We start from the raw sequence: 15,075 nt of genomic DNA on the forward strand, positions 1-15,075 counted from the left end.
CGCGAGACACCAGGGACGTATCACCTGTGACCTATGTCATGAACCTAGACACCCTTAGCTCCACCAAAAGTGACATTTTCGAACCCTGCCCCGCAGACAAGCGGGCAGGGTTCGAAGTGTCTTCGGGGTCGGATGCTTCGGCCTCGGCGATCGGTGCGTGACCAGGGATGACGCAGTCCAACGCTGCCTGGACGGCCTGGTCGGGCTGGTAGCGGACGGTCTCCTCGTCGTCAAGGATGATCTTGTCGAAGAGGGCTCGGTTGAGGATGCGGCGTTCAGCAGGTTCGCATCGCGTGTAGACGTCGCCGAGATCGGTGAGGATGTCGGCGAGCTGGTCGAGGCCCTCACGGGTGTCCTCGTAGCTGGTGGCGAGGTTCTCCAGCCGGTGTTCGATGGCGTCGTGAGTGGTGCGGATGCGTTCCTGCTCGGACTTGAGGAGGTCGAGCGGGATGGCGTCGGCGTAGTGGGCTTGGACGAGCTTGAGTCGCTCGGCGTCGAGTTTCTCCTTCTGGGTGGTCAGGAGTGCACGTTCGTGGTCGGTGGTGGCTTCGAGCTGGTCGAAGACGGCTCCGAGGACTTCGCGGACACGATCGGCCTCGTCGGGGGTGAGGCCGTTGGCGCCGTAGGTGGAGTCGATCCGGTCCTCGATGCGGTCGGTGAGGATGGCGGATCGCGTGCAACCGTTCTTCTTGCGGCGTCCGGAGCAGGTGAAGTACTCGTAGGTGATGCCGGACTTGCCGGTGGGGCATTCGATCATCATCTTCGCCCCGCACGAGCAGTAGAGCGTTCCCTTGAGGTAGTGGTCGTGGGTGCGGGGCTTCTCTCCGCGCTGGTTCTTGGCGGCCAGTTCGGTCTGGACGCGTAGCCATGTCTCGGTGTCGACGAGAGGGTCGTGAGCGCCGTCGTAGGTGACGCCGCGGAACGTGACGCTGCCTTGGTAGTAGGGGTTGGTGAGGATTTTGTGCAGTGCCTTCGTCGTCACGGGCTTCGACGGGAAGGACGGCGTCGGCCTGGTGGTGAGTCCTCGGGCTTCCAGCTCGGTGGCGAGGGAGGAGAGGGTCCAGTTGCCGGTGGCGTAGGCGGTGAAGGCAAACGTGATGAGTTCGGCCCGCTCGGGATCGACGGTGACGTCTCGGATCTCGTGGCCTTTCGCGTCGGTGGTGCGTACGTTCAGGTACCCGAGGGGTGCTTTGGCAGGAGTGCCACCCATGCTGGCTTTCTGGGTCATTCCTTTGAGGACTTCTTGAGCGAGGTTCAGTGAGTAGAACTCGGCCATGGAGGCGAGGATGCCGTGCATGAGCATCCCTGAGGGCGTCTCGTCGATGTTCTCCGTCACGGAGACCAGGCTGATGTTCGCGTCCCGGAGTGTCGCGTGGATGATCGCGTCGTCGAGGCGGTTGCGAGCCAGGCGGTCGACCTTGTTGATGATGCAGTACTGGACGGGGTTCTCGGTGACGTAGTCGAGCATGTCCTGGAGGGCGCGGCGTTGCGCGGTCTTGGCGGACTCGCCGGGTTCGATGAACTCTTTGACGATGACGGCGCCAAGCTGGTCAGCCTTTCGCTGAGCCGCCTCGCGCTGGGCGGGGATCGACAGGCCCTCTTCAAGACCGTTTCGGGTGGCCTGGTCCTTGGTGGAGACCCGAAGGTAACTGATTGCAGGGACCAGACCATCAGCGTTGTCTGGGGTCGAGGTGCGCTGGATCTGGGCGGCTGTGGCGGCGAGCTTATGCAGCTCGCCCATGTCGAGGCCAGAGGGTAGGGGTGCGAGTGTCATGGTGACCGCCTTTCACTGGACCCTGGTTAGGGTCTTGTGGGGCGCCGGATGGCGGTCACGTCAGTAAATAGGAAGAACACCCCGATTGCGGGGCTTAAGAGTCTGGTGCCAACGACGCCGGTTCGTTGTGCTTTGGGGGCCAGTTTACCGGCCTGACGTGAGAAGGTCACGAAGGTAGCTTCCGGCGTTGCCGGTTGTGGTGCCATTGCCTGCGGCACGCAGGGCGATGCGGATGAGGACTTCGGCGACCTTCTCGGCGTCGATCTGGTCGCGTTTGAGGTAGCGCACGCGGACCGGTCGGTTGGCGTCCGGCCGGTCCGTCGTGCGTTTGTAGGAGCGAACCATCAGGCTCACTCACCTTGGGGACTCTCGGAGCGGTCGTGGATCTCTCCGGTGTTTTCGTCGATGCTGGCGTAGAAGGCGTCTTCGGCCTGCTGGCGTGCCTCAACTTGGTCGAGAACGTACTGGACGAAGTCTGCATCCCGATCAGTGATCACGGTCTCCAGGGCGTGTTCGGCAGACGCTTCGCCGGGCCAGGTCGTTTGCCGGGTCGGCCGGTCGCGATCCAGCCTGGTGCCGGAGGAGGTGACCCAGTCGCGGAGGCGCTGGCGGGCGTCGGCGAAGTCGCGGTGCCAGCCCAGCGGTGCGGAGCCGTTCTGATCGGGGTCGTAGGCGCACAGCCAGTGCAGGTGGAGGGCGGAGAGTTCCCAGAGCAGTTCGGGGTGGCGGTGCCAGTAGGGCGGGACGACGGAGGCCGGGAGGCCATAGGTGTGGCGCAGCCAGTCGACCCACCGGTTCAGTTCCAGCAGTTCCTGTTCCAGATCGTCAGCCGTCAGCAGATTCCAGTTGATCGGGTGCGGAGGCTCGGCGACCAGGTTTTGCGTGTCGTCGTAGTCGGGCTCGTCGTCGATGCCTGGGGTGTGAGTAGTCATGGTGCGCTCCTGTCCTTGTTCAGCGGCCGAGCATCGGCGTATTGGTGGTCGGCCGCGAGACTGGAGGGTCGAACGCACGCTCCTGCTCACGCTGCACGGTCTCCTGGGCGGCGACCTTGCGGGGAGCACGATCGACCTCGTAGCGGGTGCGGGCGGTGTCGTGGCCGATCTTCTTGGCCACGAACTCTTCACCCGACAGGCTCTGACCGTCCCGTTCGTAGGAGTACTCGTGGGCGTATCCCTCTGCGACGAAGCTGTCGCCCTTGGTGAACCGCTCGAAAGCGCGTTCGGCGGTAGCCCGGTACATGACGAGGTTGTGGAAGCTCGGCTCCAACTTTGTGAACGAGCCGTCCTCCTCGCGGTGGAAGTTCTCCTGACCGAACCTCGCGTAGAAGCGGGCTTCCCCGCGATCGGTCATCGTCAGCTGCGGGTCGGTGGCGATGAAACCAGAGATGGACTGCTGGGTACGGATAGCCATGGGACTGTCCTCCTGCCCTTCAGATTGGGGCGGCCCCATCGATCAGGACCGCTGTGCCAGGCAGGTGCACGCGGCTTCCCAGCGTTCAACTACTCGGCGCTGGGCGGCCGTTGCAGGAGGGCTTCGATGCCCGCGCGGTCTCGCGTGAGATGCGTGGCGTCGCCGCGCTTCGGCCAGGGCTTCAGGTCGGTGATGATCGGTGGTGTGGAGCGCAGGAGGATGACTCCGGTGCCGAATGGGAGGGTGCGGATGCGGTCGGGTGGCAGGATCGGCACCCGGCGTACGGAGCGCTGGTTTGATCGGGTGCCGTGGTCGCCGAGGGTGATGGAATCGGTGTACTCGTCACGTTCACCGATGAGGGTGGCGAGGTCTTGAAGGTCTCGACTGTTGGAGGCACCGCCGAGGATGATCTTGACGATGCTGGCGTCCCAGATGGCTCCGGCCTGGTTCTCGCTCCACTTGTCCCTGGCTTGGGCCAAGGACTGGAGGACGGGCATGGTCGTGATCCCGGTGCCGCCGCCTTCCGCCATCAGAGTCGGCAGGGATGGGAGGGGTGCGAGGTTGCCGATCTCGTCCAGTGCGAGCAGGAGTGGTGGGTCGAGCCGTGCGCCCGGGTTCCGGGCGGCCATCCGCCGGGCGGTTTCGACGAGGTCTTCCACGAACGCGGCAACGAGGGCGGCACTATTGCCTGCCCCGGCTCCGGTGGCCAGTAGGTAGAGGGTGCCCTTGTTGCGGATGAAGGCTTCGGGGTCGAACTGCTCACCGGGCCCGGGGCTGACCGCGTCGAGGACGCGGGGGTCAGCCAGTGCTGCCAGCGCCAGGGAGACGCCTTGCCAGATGGAGTCGCGGGTGCGGGGGTCGGCGTCGATCATGGCTTCCAGGGATTCGGCCCAGCCGGTTGCTGCGTGGGGCGAACCGGTGAGGATCGCGACGGCGTCGGCCGCGGCAGACGGGTCAAGGGTCCAACGGAACAGCTCGGCGGGTGTGCGGTGATCCAACGCGGCGGCATGCAGGAGTGCTTGGAGGGCGACGCGGGTCTTGCCTTCCCAGAACCCGCCACCATCCACCCCGCCGTCAGCGAGGCCGGTCGCGGTCGCGAGCCCGGTGGCGCGGATCATGGCCGTGAGCGGGTCATCGCAGCCGCGGATCGGTGACCAGCGCAATCCAGCGGGGACGCCTTCGGCGAGGTGCTGGGGGTCGAATACGGCGACGGGCCCGACCTTCTGTCGCGCGCGGAGTGTGACGGTGAGATTGTCGGGCCGAGTGCTGGTGGTGACCACGGCACCGGGCGCGTCGAGGATCGCCGGGATAACAATGTGTAAGCCCTTGCCGGATCGAGGCGGGCCGATGAGGAGGATGGAGTCCTCAACGCTGGCCCACACCTGCTTTCCCTTCGACTGCCCGAGCAAGAACCCCACATCGCGAGGTTCTGGCTCGACCAGGGACGGGCGGAGTGTCCTGGCGCGGTGGACCAGTGCTTTCGCCGATGCTGCTGTGGTGACTTCGTGGCTGGTGGCGGTCCCGGCCAGCCGGTGTGGGTCCACGTCGACCGCGCGGGAGTGACGTCGCCACTTCATCCACCCCCAGGCTCCTGCGGCTCCGAGGAAGCCGAGCATGAGTGTCAGGGTGGTCCAGTAGGCGATGGGGTTGAGCCCGTCGGCGTGGAGCGCGCCCGCTGGATCGCCGGGATTGAACAGGACAGCCAGGCCACCGGTGATGCCTGCTTGTGGCTGGTCGGCGCCGGTCACGAATGCAGCGACGGAGCCTGCGCCGCGGATGGCGAGGATGAGTCCGAAGAGGGCCGCGAGCCCGACCATGAGGATGTTCGTCAGCTCGTCACCCATCGAGCCGGACTGGCGCTGCGTGCTCATGGCACCCGCCGCGTCACGACCCGCGCCGAGGTGATGCCAACCAGCAGAATGTCCGCGCCGCCCGAGGGTAGTTCCCTGAGATCTAGTGTCACGCGGACGGTCCCCGCCGCAGTGGCTTCAACGGTGCTCCGGACGAGGGCGACCGTGACCTCTTCGCCCGGCTGGAATCCGGCTCCGGCCACCTCAGCGGTTTCTGGTGTGTGGCGGTGACGGGCCCGACGAGGCGTCGGTGGTCCGTCGATTGGGTCGGGGCGTGGGGTGCGGACGGCATGAATGATGTCAGTGAATGTGCTGCCGTCGGACTCGTGAATCTCGACCCGGATGGTTCGTGTGCGGTCTGCGGTGAGGACGTCGAGGAGTTCGCCGAACCGCGCCTTCGTCCACGGCGCGGTTGGCGAGGGCTGCGGGTAGTCGGCGCCGTCCAGGGTGACGGTGAGGACACCGTAGGAATCGACCGTGATGACGGCCAGCGGCAGACTGACTGGCGTCTCGTCGGGGTTGACGGAGTGGCTGTGGTGAATGCTCATGTCCAACAGGTGCACCGGATACCCCTCGGCTCAAATCTCCATCCACTCAAGTTTGTTCTGACGCCCCGGCTGGCCGAGGGATCTACTTCCCACGTGGTGCAAGGTTCTCCGTGTCAGGACGACAGCTCAAGTCCTGTGGTGTCATGCAGATGTCTTTCGTTTTTGGCCGTGTTGGTTGTTCGTTGTTTGTTGGGGGCTCTCACGCGGTGAGTAGCCGAACGGGGTCGGCACTGTTGACGAGGTGCTGCGCAGCGCCCAAGATGCGGAGGACTTCGAGCAGAAGCTCGTCGACGAGTACGCGCTAGCGATGACTGTTGCCGGGGCTCACCTCGGATTCGCCTGGACCTACACCCGGGATGCGCGCTGGATCGCGTCGCGCAGCTGCTCGATGGTCGGGACCTCGGCTGGACCGTCGGGAGTCCGGTAGAACCGGCAGGCGAGACCGACAACCGTGCTGACATCGGCGAACGGGTCGATCCCACCGATCAGGACCGTCGGGGAGCCATGGAAGCCAACGAACGGCATCCTCGGGAGTCTCAATGTTCTGATGGATGACCGTCACGTCGCGGCGGCCACGCAGTGTCTCCGCGAGCCGCTGGTCGAGCAGTTCCCGGTTCGGACAGCCCTCGAAGGACTGGATCGTGATCTTCAAGCCGAAGTTTCCTCTCTAGATCGTTGTTCGTGATGATGTGGGATCAAACCCTCGCCAGCGACGCGGAGTGCGACTCCGCGGGTGCAGCCAGCGCGACCTTCTCGGCGCGGGCTGCGCGCAGGCCGTTGGCGATGACGACGACCTCGGCGACCTCATGCACGAGCACGACGGCGGCCAGGCCCAGCACCCCGGTGATCGCGAGAGGCAGCAGCACGGTGATGATCGCGAGCGACAGCACGATGTTCTGGTTCATGATCGCCCGGCCGCGGCGGGCTTGCTGCAGCGCCTGCGGGATGAGGCGCAGGTCGTGGCCGGTGAAGGCGACGTCGGCGGACTCGATCGCGGCGTCGGACCCGGTCGCGCCCATCGCGATCCCGACCGTGGCCGAGGCCAGGGCCGGGGCGTCGTTGATGCCGTCGCCGATCATGCCGGTCGGCCGCTGCGTGACCGATGCCTTGACCTCTGAGGCCTTGTCCTCTGGGCGCAGCTCGGCCCGCACGTCGGCGATGCCAGCGATCTTCGCCAGGGCGTTGGCGGTGCGAACGTTATCCCCGGTGAGCATGACGACCTCGACGCCCTGCTCACGAAGCGCGGCGACGGCCTCAGGCGCTTCGGGCCGCAGCTCGTCGCGGACGCCGATCGCGCCCACCAGGTCGCCGTCGCGGGCGACCATGACGCAGGTCTGCCCCTCGGCCTCCATCGCCGAGACCCGGTCGGCCAGCACGCCGGGAGCGATCCATCGCGGGCTGCCTACTGTGATCTCGTGGCCGTCCACTTGCCCGGTCACGCCGTGGCCGGGCTCCTCAACCACTCCGGCCGCGTCGGGCACACTCGACGCCGCCTCGGTGATGGCGGTGGCAAGCGGATGCGTGCTTTGCTGCTCCAGCGCCGCGGCCCAGCCAAGCATGTCCTCGCGGGTGACCCCGGCGACTGTGGCGACGTCGGTGACCGCGGGCTCATTACGGGTCAGGGTGCCGGTCTTGTCGACCGCGATCCTGCGCAGAGAGCCCAGACGCTCGAACGCGGCCCCGCTCTTGATGATCACGCCAAACCGGCTGGCCGCGCCGATCGCAGAGACCACCGTCACGGGAACGGCGATCGCCAGCGCGCACGGCGAGGCGGCCACAAGCACGACCAGGGCACGGGTGATCCACGTCTGAGGGTCGCCGCTGAGCAGCGAGCCGAGCATGCCGACCAGCACGGCGAGGACCATCACGCCGGGCACCAGGGGCCGGGCGATCCGATCGGCGAGGCGGGCCCGCTGGCCTCGGTCCTGCTGCGCCTGCTCGACCAGTCCCACCAGGGTCGTCAGGGAGTTGTCCGCACCGTCGGCGGTCGCGGTGATCTCCAGCGCGCCGGAGGCGTTGATCGACCCGGCAGCGACCTGATCACCTACGGCGACGTCCACCGGGATCGACTCGCCGGTGATGGCCGAGGTGTCGAGGCTGCTGCGGCCCGACGACACGGTGCCATCGGTGGCGACCCGCTCACCGGGGCGGATCCGCAGGACGTCGCCGACCTTTACTTCCCGGGCGGGGACCTCAACGGCGGTGCCGCCCCGCATCACGGTGGCCGTCTCGGGCACGAGCTTCAGCAGTGCGCGCAGCCCCGAGCGGGCGCGGTCCATCGCCTTGTCCTCCAGCGCCTCGGCGATGGAGTAGAGGAACGCGAGCGCGGCCGCTTCCTCGACGTAGCCGAGGATCACAGCGCCGACGGCGCTGATCGTCATCAGCAGGGAGATGCCCAGCTTGCCCTTCGTGAACAGGCCCCGCAGCGCCCCGGGAGCGAACGTCCACGCACCCAGCAACAGGCCGACCCAGAAAAGCACCAGCGCCGTCACCTCGGCAGCGGCGCTCTCGCCAGCCGTCCACTCCGTAATAAGCCCAGCGAGGAAGAAGACTCCCGACATGATCGGGACGAGGATCGCGGGGTCGCGCCACCAAGGGCGCTCGGCTTCCTCGCGCTCCTCGGCAGCGTTGGGAGCGTCGTGCTCGCAGCCGCATGCCGCGCTCATGCCCCGGCCTCCTCGCGCTTGTCGCAGCAGCCCGGGACCGAGCAGGTCGGGTCAATGCACGGCGCGCTCTCGTCGACCGCCAGCGTCACATCCACAAGCGCGGTGAGCGCCGCGGCCAGATGCGGGTCCGCGATCTCGTAACGGGTCTGCCGACCCTCCGGCTCAGCGACCACGATCCCGCAGTCACGCAGGCAGGTCAGATGGTTCGAGACGTTCGAGCGAGTCAGCTCCAGCTCACGCGACAGCACGGCCGGATAGTTGGGACCGTCCAGCAGCGTCATCAAGATCCGGGAACGAGTCGGGTCCGCCATGGCCCGGCCGAGCCGGTTCATGACGTCGAGGCGCGAAGCAATAGTCAGCATACACTGACCGTACAGCAATCACTGAACAGTCGGCAACTGTCGAACCTCACGAGAGCGCATGCGCCTCCGCCATCGTCGGGTTCCGCGAGCTTTGAGTACGAGATAGCGCAAGCAGGGTATTGGGTGCTCAAGTTCCCGCGAAAAGCTCCAGTATTTCGACGAACTCTTAAACTTTGCTGGTCATGCGGGTGGTGGTGTCGAAGAGTGCGAGTTCGTCGGGGTGGAGTTGGTGCTGGCAGACGAAGGAGCGGTCTTTGATGCGCCACAGGCCTTGGCCGACGCCCAGCCCGGGTAGGAGCTTCTGTTCGGTGCCGGTGAGTCCGAGGGTGCGGGCGGTGGTGCCGAGCTGGTCGGATTCTTGGCGGTAGATGATCCTGGTCTCCGCGTTCGCTAGGAGGCTGTTGGCGAGGGATCGCATGGCGGAGCCTTGGTCGCCGACGTTTTCCAGGTCGGTGAGTTTGTGGAAGATCAGCATGTTGGCGATGCCGTAGTGGCGGGCGAGCCGCCAGTGCGCATCCATCCGTTTCAAGAGGGCGGGGTGGGACATGAGTCGCCAGGCCTCGTCGTAGATGCACCACCGCTGCCCACCGGCTGGGTCCAGGAGGGCGGACTCCATCCACGCGCTGGAGCATGTCATCAACACGGAGATCAACGTCGAGTTCTCAGCGACGCGGGACAGGTCGAGGGAGATCATCGGCAGGGTCGGGTCGAACGTGACGGTCGAGGGGCCGTCGAACAGCCCTGCCAGGTCACCTGCGACCAATCGGCGCAGGGCGTGGCCGACGAGGCGCCCGTCCTCGGCGAGCCGCCCATCCGGGTCTGCCGACCTACTGGGGGTGAGGATGTGATCGACGACCATGGGCAGGATCGGCACATCATTACCGTGCGCCGTCTCCGTCAGGGCGGTGTCGATCGCGGTGTGCTCCAACGGAGACAGGGGTCTGGTGAGTACGGTTTCGGCCAGCGCCCCGATGAGATCACGGCGGCGGGACGCGATGGTGGACGCCCACTCGACATCATCCATCCCGGAGGGCCGGTATCCCTCGTCCAACGGGTTGAGCCGAGTCGACATGCCGTGTCCGAGGACGATCGCCCGGCCGCCAACGGCCTCGGCGACGGCGGTGTGTTCACCTTTCGGGTCTCCGGGCACGTACACGCGCCGTCCGAACGGGAGTGAGCGGGTGTAGAGGCTCTTGGCCAGTGAGGATTTCCCGGAGCCGACGATGCCAGCGAGGACCAGGTTGGGGGCGGTGATGATGCCGCGGGCGTAGAGCACCCACGGGTCGTACACGAAGCTGCCGCCCGAGTAGAGGTCCTGCCCAACGAAGACCCCATCGGAGCCCAGTCCGCCCTCGGCGAGGAACGGGTAGGCCCCGGCCAGGGTGGCGGAGGTGTCCTGATGGCGCGGGAGCCGAAACCGTCCGGGTGAACGCAGCTGGGCGGGTCCGGGATCACCGGCGGCAGGCAGGTACGTGGTGGCCTTCCGCTCGGCGCGCTCCGCTTCGGCCTTCGCACGGGCCGCCTCACGTTCGGTGGCGCGCTGCTCGGCCTGGAGCCGGGCCGCAGCCTGACGACGCTGCTTCCGCAGGCGGCGCCGTTCCTTCGCCGGGGCGACAAGCACCGCCGTGTGCAGGGTCTCAGGTTCGCGAGCGGTCACAGTCCCAACCCCCGCGACTGCTTGACCGCGGCGACACCCGGATGCTCGAACCAGGACCCGTCGGGCACCGCCCTCATCGCTTCAGCATGAGCCATGGCCGCACGAGTGGGTTCGTCGTCGAGAACGTCGCCCGGTTCGATGGTGTGAAGGCGGTAGAGGCCGACGTGGCCGAAAGAGTGGTTGTAGGTCATCTGATAGTCCCCATCGCGGACTTCACGGTCGAGCACACCTGCGGGTGGGAGGTCGTAGACGTGGCCGTTCTCCATTGCCGCATCGGTCGTCTCGTCCCCGTAGTCCCAATTCCTCAAATGCTCTATGGCGGTGTCGGGGCCGTTGCGGTCGATCATGTCGAGCACCTCGTCGGCCTCCGAGCCTTGGAGGAACACGACGGAGATCCAGCGTCGGACGGGTACCTGTTCGGTGGAGGGTTCGGTGTGCCAGGCGATTCGCCCGGCTGCCGACAAGGCGACGTTGAGCCGGTCTTCTGCTTGGTCGATCAACGTCGCGGTCTGGTGGAGTTCGTCCGCGGCGGCCAGAGCATCGGCCGATCCGGACGCGTGGTCGCCGTAGTCGTCGAATGCGAGTTCCCGGTTGCTGGCGTGAGCCGACGCAAGCTGGTCGAGAACCTGCCGCAGCGACCTCACCCCCGACAGCAGATCACCGAGCACCGAGTACATGTCCTGCGGATGCTCAATGGTGCGGGTGGCGTGTGCGAGCCCGCGTAGTGCCTCGGATGCTTCCCCGGCGTCCGCGCCGGGATCATAGAACGTGGGCATGACAGCCTCCCTCATGGTCGTGTGGGAGACAGGTGCGCCACTGGACCCGTCAAGACGTCGGTCCCCATCCGTACGCTAGATGTCGGTGCCCATCCGTAGGCTTGAACCGTGGGATCGGAAGCTATTGCGCTCGTCATCGCGAGCATCTCGCTGCTCGTTGCCGGGTTGTCTCTTGGATGGCAGCTGGCTCAGTGGCTTCTCTCTGCTGGACGCCCGAAGGCCAAGCTGCTCCACGGCGTGCAGGGCCGCGGCGGCCTCGTAACAGGCCCAGTTGAGAAGTCGGGAGCAGCCCGGAATGTTGGGAACCTCCGGGAGCAGGGATTCGACGGCCCCGAGGTCATCGGCGTGCAGGTCACGAATCATGGCCGTGCGCCAGTGACGGTGGACTCGATCACGTTGTGCCCCCGAGGCGGCACCATGCGCTTCATGCCGCAGGGCGAGTTGATAGGACCACAGATGCCTCACCGGCTTGAGGCGGGGACGAACGAAAGCTGGTATGTCGACGCCGACCTCGCCAATCGCCTGGTCGCAGCTTCGAGGAATGCCCTCGACGAGCACATCAGCGGCGTCTACATGACGGTAGCGCTGGGCACCGGCAAGTCAATTACGACCCCTACGACCCTTCGCATGTAGGACCACTCCCAGCACTACACGATCCGGCACAGTGGCAGTGCTGCGGCGGTGAATGCTTGGGCTTGCTGGCCGACGAGGAGCCGTGTCTCGCAGGAGGCTTGGATGGCGGCTTGTTCGATGGCGGCGACGGCTGCGTCGAGGTCGTCGTTGGTGGTGGCGGAGACGCTGATGAGGCCGGTGTAGCGCAGGACGCCGTGGCCTGCGGTGAGGTCGGCTTCTTGCTGGAGGACGTCGTGGTATTCGGCGGTCTGGGCGGCGTCTTCGATTTGCCCGATTTTCTGGCGCTGTGCGGCGTCGGAGATGTACTCGGTCTTCTTCTTGCGGATGTCGCGGGCGGCCTGGTCTGAGCGCATCGGGGTGCACAGGAGGGAGAAGGATCGTTGGATGCCGGTGGAGAGCAGGATGGGTGCGAGGAATCCTGGGTAGACCATGGAGCGCGGCCACTCACTGATCCAGAGGACGGCGTGGTGGGCGGAGTCGGTGCGGAGCCTGTTCCAGGATTCGTTGACGGCGACGGGTCCTGCGGTGGCGAGGTTTTGGCCGAGTTCCCCGTGTCGTTCCAGGGTGGCGGCGACGGCGGGGTCGTAGGCGGAGCGCAGAATGACGGCGATCTGCCCGCAGGTCAGCCACGCGGACGGTGCCAGGTCGGCGGAACGTAGCGCGGCGACGAGAGTGTTCATTTCTTGACGGAGGACAGCGGCACCGCCTCGGATGCCGCCGCCTGCGGTGCGGATCTGCCGGGCCGCGGCCTTCATATCCAGGGACAGCGACAAGGTGGTGGCGTGGCGTTCGCCTGCGGGCCCCGCCCTGTCGATCAACTCACTGTAAGTGGTGGATGCCCACGATGAGTCATGGGTGCCGTGGGTGGACCACCATTCGGCAAGGCCCGTGCCTGAGTCCGGCAGGGTGCGTTCCAGGACTTGGAGCATGGCTACTCGCCCGGAGCGGCATACGGTGGCCAGCACCCGGCTCCAGGAGGTAATGCGTCGTTCCTGCTCACCGGGGTCCAGCAACACAAATGCCGGGTGCGTCACGGAGATGACGGCGGTAAGCGTGGCGGCAGAAGGGTCGTGGATCATTCCCGCCCCGGTGCTGGAGTCGCGGTATTCGCGCAGCCGTGCGGCGTCCCCGGGTAGCGCGAGGGTGCCCGCGGGACGTGGTTTGACGATGCGGCGGCGGTAGAGCAGCTGGCCGCCAGTGTTCTTCCAGATCCACCAGAATCCCACGGGCACCCATTCGACGATCGGGCGCCCGGCCAGGGGTATCCAGGTGAGGGCTGCGGCCAAAACCCAGATGGGTGCGGTGATGGCGATGAGGATGCCGCCGCCTGCGTAGAACGCCCACACGAGGGACACCACCCCGACGCCCAGTGTCACGAGCTGTGAGGCGGACAGGCCAAGGAGGATGCCGCGGCGGGTCAGCCGGGAGAACTTCACCGGCACCAGCTCCGTGCCGGGAGCATTGCTTGACGTCATGACGGGTACTCCTTGGGTGGCTGGGGTGCGAGCGGATCAGCAGGCGGCTTCGGCTTGGCGGGTGGAGGGCTTGGTGGTGGTGCGGGGTCGCTCGATGGCGGGTTCGGCTGCGGTGTCGACAGCGGTGGCGCACTTGAGTTGCCTTGTTCGGGTGGCGTGGGGCTTCCTGCCTGGTCGGCGGCGTCGGTCGCGGACTCGGCTTGGCCACCGACTTCGTGGCCGAGCTTGGGACCTGCTTCGGCGGCGTCTTTGACGACCTCGGCGGCGACAATGACGGCGGCGGCAGGCCCCGCAGCAGCAGCGGCGCCCCCTCCAGCCCCAGCGGTCTCGGTGGTGGCCGCGGTCGACCCTGGTGCGGGTGCCGTTGCCGTGGGTGGTGAACTACCGGTGCGCGGCGCGGAACCACCACCCGGGCCTTCGCTGTCGCCGCCGTCGAGGATCTTCTTCACCCCGTCCGATTTCGGATTGGAGGGGACGGGGATGGGCTGGTTGAGGGCGTTCTTGGCTTCCTGCTCGGTGCCCATCGCGTGGTAAAGGTCGAAGCCGAGGAAGGAGATGAACCGGTAGACCATGTAGGGGGCGAACGCGGCGATGAACAGCAGCGCGATCCCCGAGATCGGTTCGGTCACCGCCGACAGGTCCGCCTCGATGGGAGTGGCGACCTGGGTGATGGCGATGAGGAACACGACGACGAGGACGAGCTTGGAGACGATCAATGCCACCACGAACGCCGCCCATTTCCCGATCCAGGAGCGGGTGACATCCCAGGCGGCCCCGGCGAAGGCGACCGGTGCCAGGACGATCGCCACCAACAGCAGGGCCTTGCGGATCAGGAGACTGAACCAGACGATGGCGACCGCGCAGATCATGAGTCCGGCGAGGAAGATCGTCACGATCGCGCCAACGCCTGGAGCACTGATGTTGATCGCGGTGAGGCCCGCGGTGAGCAGCGCGATCTTGTCACCCATCGTCCCGGTGGTCTCGCCCGCCGCTTGGACGACGCCGATGCACAGTTGATCGACGATCTCCAAGGCTGTAGCGGTCAGCGTGATGACGAGGAACGACCCGAGGACGGCTTTGCCCGCGCCGAGGGCTGCCCTGGAGAGTGCGGAGGGTTCGCGGCGGACGAGGCCGAGGATGAGTTGGAAGCAGAAGAAGAGCAGGACGATGAGTACGCCGATGCCGAAGAGCAGGTTGTACACGTCCAGGTAGCCGTCTGCGGTGACGTCGACGAGGGTGGTGGAGTCGAAGACTTTCCACATGGCCTCGATGAGCCATCCGGCGGCCTGGCCCATGGTGGAGGCGAGCCAGTCGAACGGGGCTGAGACGAGGGTGGCGGCGGCTTCTCCGGCGGCGTCGCAGACCGATGAGATGACGGGAACATCGCAGACACCCATCACAAACCTCCCAAGATGTGAGTGGATGGGGTTAGACCTGTTGGCCGACGTTCCAGAAGAAGTTGATGAGCGTGACGGCGGCGCCGCAGATCACGGCCGCGCCGCAGGAGACGAGGACGCCGATCTTGCCGCGCCCTGCCAGGTGCGGGTTGGACGAGTTGGCGCCGAAGCCCCACACGATCGCGGAGATGATGAGCGCGAGGACGGACAGGATGAGCCCGATGGTCATGACGGCGCCGACGATGGTGCGCAGCTGGGAGATGCCGGGCAGTCCGGAGTCGTTGGGGCTGATGTTGATGTCCAACGGCACCAGTACGGGCAGTTGTAGCAGGGCGGATGCGAGGTCGATCATGGGGAACTCCAGGATGGTCGGCCACCCCGCGTGGGGTGGCAGAGGAATTGCGGTCGACCAGCAGGTGCACCACCACGCCCAGTCAAACAGCAGAACGCCCGCCCCCCGCCCGCTTGAGCCGGGAGGGGGGGGGGGGGGGCAAGAGATCTACGCCTGCCGGGTTCTGACGATTTTA

General features: G+C 66.5%; 15 protein-coding genes. 1 reads left to right on the top strand and 14 read right to left on the bottom strand.

Annotated elements, in window-relative coordinates:
• Positions 1-31 precede the first annotated feature (31 nt).
• The 11 genes from ABF648_RS10565 to ABF648_RS10615 form a co-directional block, all read right to left on the bottom strand.
• A complete protein-coding gene (locus ABF648_RS10565) occupies positions 32-1,774 on the bottom strand; it encodes a recombinase family protein (RefSeq protein ID WP_415632240.1) in 1,743 nt (580 codons plus the stop codon).
• Positions 1,775-1,918: 144 nt separating this feature from the next.
• A complete protein-coding gene (locus tag ABF648_RS10570; protein ID WP_025402365.1) occupies positions 1,919-2,119 on the bottom strand; it encodes a hypothetical protein in 201 nt (66 codons plus the stop codon).
• Positions 2,120-2,124: 5 nt separating this feature from the next.
• Complete coding sequence (locus ABF648_RS10575; protein WP_025402366.1) at positions 2,125-2,706, bottom strand: hypothetical protein; 582 nt, start codon at positions 2,704-2,706, stop codon at positions 2,125-2,127.
• 19 nt (positions 2,707-2,725) lie between these two features.
• Positions 2,726-3,184 carry a single-stranded DNA-binding protein gene (locus ABF648_RS10580; RefSeq protein WP_025402367.1) on the bottom strand — a complete coding sequence of 153 codons (459 nt, stop codon included), beginning with the start codon at positions 3,182-3,184 and terminating at the stop codon, positions 2,726-2,728.
• A gap of 89 nt (positions 3,185-3,273) precedes the next feature.
• Positions 3,274-5,055, bottom strand: coding sequence for a type IV secretory system conjugative DNA transfer family protein (locus tag ABF648_RS10585; protein ID WP_062820557.1), 1,782 nt, complete (start codon positions 5,053-5,055; stop codon positions 3,274-3,276).
• Positions 5,052-5,582 carry a hypothetical protein gene (locus tag ABF648_RS10590; protein ID WP_052337635.1) on the bottom strand — a complete coding sequence of 177 codons (531 nt, stop codon included), beginning with the start codon at positions 5,580-5,582 and terminating at the stop codon, positions 5,052-5,054. The genes ABF648_RS10585 and ABF648_RS10590 overlap by 4 nt, the downstream gene beginning before the upstream one ends.
• 345 nt (positions 5,583-5,927) lie before the next feature.
• Entirely contained in the window at positions 5,928-6,107 is a 180-nt protein-coding gene (locus ABF648_RS10595) for a hypothetical protein (RefSeq protein WP_224209226.1), read from the bottom strand.
• A gap of 170 nt (positions 6,108-6,277) precedes the next feature.
• Positions 6,278-8,248: a heavy metal translocating P-type ATPase gene (locus ABF648_RS10600; protein WP_025402370.1), complete on the bottom strand. Its 1,971-nt coding sequence runs from the start codon at positions 8,246-8,248 to the stop codon at positions 6,278-6,280.
• Entirely contained in the window at positions 8,245-8,610 is a 366-nt protein-coding gene (gene cmtR, locus ABF648_RS10605) for a Cd(II)/Pb(II)-sensing metalloregulatory transcriptional regulator CmtR (protein WP_062820558.1), read from the bottom strand. The genes ABF648_RS10600 and cmtR overlap by 4 nt, the downstream gene beginning before the upstream one ends.
• A gap of 166 nt (positions 8,611-8,776) precedes the next feature.
• Positions 8,777-10,267: a VirB4 family type IV secretion system protein gene (locus ABF648_RS10610; protein WP_025402372.1), complete on the bottom strand. Its 1,491-nt coding sequence runs from the start codon at positions 10,265-10,267 to the stop codon at positions 8,777-8,779.
• Positions 10,264-11,043, bottom strand: coding sequence for a hypothetical protein (locus tag ABF648_RS10615; RefSeq protein ID WP_025402373.1), 780 nt, complete (start codon positions 11,041-11,043; stop codon positions 10,264-10,266). Before ABF648_RS10615 ends, ABF648_RS10610 begins: the two co-directional genes overlap by 4 nt.
• Before the next feature lie 108 nt (positions 11,044-11,151).
• On the opposite strand from ABF648_RS10615, the gene ABF648_RS10620 reads away from it, so the two are divergent.
• Positions 11,152-11,676, top strand: coding sequence for a hypothetical protein (locus ABF648_RS10620; RefSeq protein ID WP_025402374.1), 525 nt, complete (start codon positions 11,152-11,154; stop codon positions 11,674-11,676).
• 14 nt (positions 11,677-11,690) lie between these two features.
• Here ABF648_RS10620 and ABF648_RS10625 read toward each other — a convergent pair whose 3' ends face one another.
• The 3 genes from ABF648_RS10625 to ABF648_RS10635 are packed head-to-tail and all read right to left on the bottom strand — an operon-like array spanning position 11,691 to position 14,900.
• Positions 11,691-13,151 (bottom strand): SCO6880 family protein, encoded by a 1,461-nt coding sequence (locus ABF648_RS10625; RefSeq protein ID WP_062820559.1) that lies wholly within the window; start codon positions 13,149-13,151, stop codon positions 11,691-11,693.
• Complete coding sequence (locus tag ABF648_RS10630) at positions 13,148-14,548, bottom strand: conjugal transfer protein TrbL (RefSeq protein WP_415632241.1); 1,401 nt, start codon at positions 14,546-14,548, stop codon at positions 13,148-13,150. The genes ABF648_RS10625 and ABF648_RS10630 overlap by 4 nt, the downstream gene beginning before the upstream one ends.
• A gap of 31 nt (positions 14,549-14,579) precedes the next feature.
• Complete coding sequence (locus ABF648_RS10635; protein WP_062820561.1) at positions 14,580-14,900, bottom strand: DUF6112 family protein; 321 nt, start codon at positions 14,898-14,900, stop codon at positions 14,580-14,582.
• Positions 14,901-15,075: the final 175 nt, after the last annotated feature.

Origin of the sequence: Propionibacterium sp., from assembly GCF_047719395.1 — a bacterium.
Taxonomy (GTDB): domain Bacteria; phylum Actinomycetota; class Actinomycetes; order Propionibacteriales; family Propionibacteriaceae; genus Propionibacterium.

Coding starts and splice junctions, on each gene's coding strand:
- ABF648_RS10575 (WP_025402366.1), bottom strand. CDS start 2,706: ATGACTACTCACACCCCAGGCATCGACGACGAGCCCGACTACGACGAC.
- ABF648_RS10635 (WP_062820561.1), bottom strand. CDS start 14,900: ATGATCGACCTCGCATCCGCCCTGCTACAACTGCCCGTACTGGTGCCG.
- ABF648_RS10600 (WP_025402370.1), bottom strand. CDS start 8,248: ATGAGCGCGGCATGCGGCTGCGAGCACGACGCTCCCAACGCTGCCGAG.
- ABF648_RS10565 (WP_415632240.1), bottom strand. CDS start 1,774: ATGACACTCGCACCCCTACCCTCTGGCCTCGACATGGGCGAGCTGCAT.
- ABF648_RS10625 (WP_062820559.1), bottom strand. CDS start 13,151: ATGACGTCAAGCAATGCTCCCGGCACGGAGCTGGTGCCGGTGAAGTTC.
- ABF648_RS10590 (WP_052337635.1), bottom strand. CDS start 5,582: ATGAGCATTCACCACAGCCACTCCGTCAACCCCGACGAGACGCCAGTC.
- ABF648_RS10630 (WP_415632241.1), bottom strand. CDS start 14,548: ATGGGTGTCTGCGATGTTCCCGTCATCTCATCGGTCTGCGACGCCGCC.
- ABF648_RS10615 (WP_025402373.1), bottom strand. CDS start 11,043: ATGCCCACGTTCTATGATCCCGGCGCGGACGCCGGGGAAGCATCCGAG.
- ABF648_RS10570 (WP_025402365.1), bottom strand. CDS start 2,119: ATGGTTCGCTCCTACAAACGCACGACGGACCGGCCGGACGCCAACCGA.
- cmtR (WP_062820558.1), bottom strand. CDS start 8,610: ATGCTGACTATTGCTTCGCGCCTCGACGTCATGAACCGGCTCGGCCGG.
- ABF648_RS10595 (WP_224209226.1), bottom strand. CDS start 6,107: ATGCCGTTCGTTGGCTTCCATGGCTCCCCGACGGTCCTGATCGGTGGG.
- ABF648_RS10580 (WP_025402367.1), bottom strand. CDS start 3,184: ATGGCTATCCGTACCCAGCAGTCCATCTCTGGTTTCATCGCCACCGAC.
- ABF648_RS10585 (WP_062820557.1), bottom strand. CDS start 5,055: ATGAGCACGCAGCGCCAGTCCGGCTCGATGGGTGACGAGCTGACGAAC.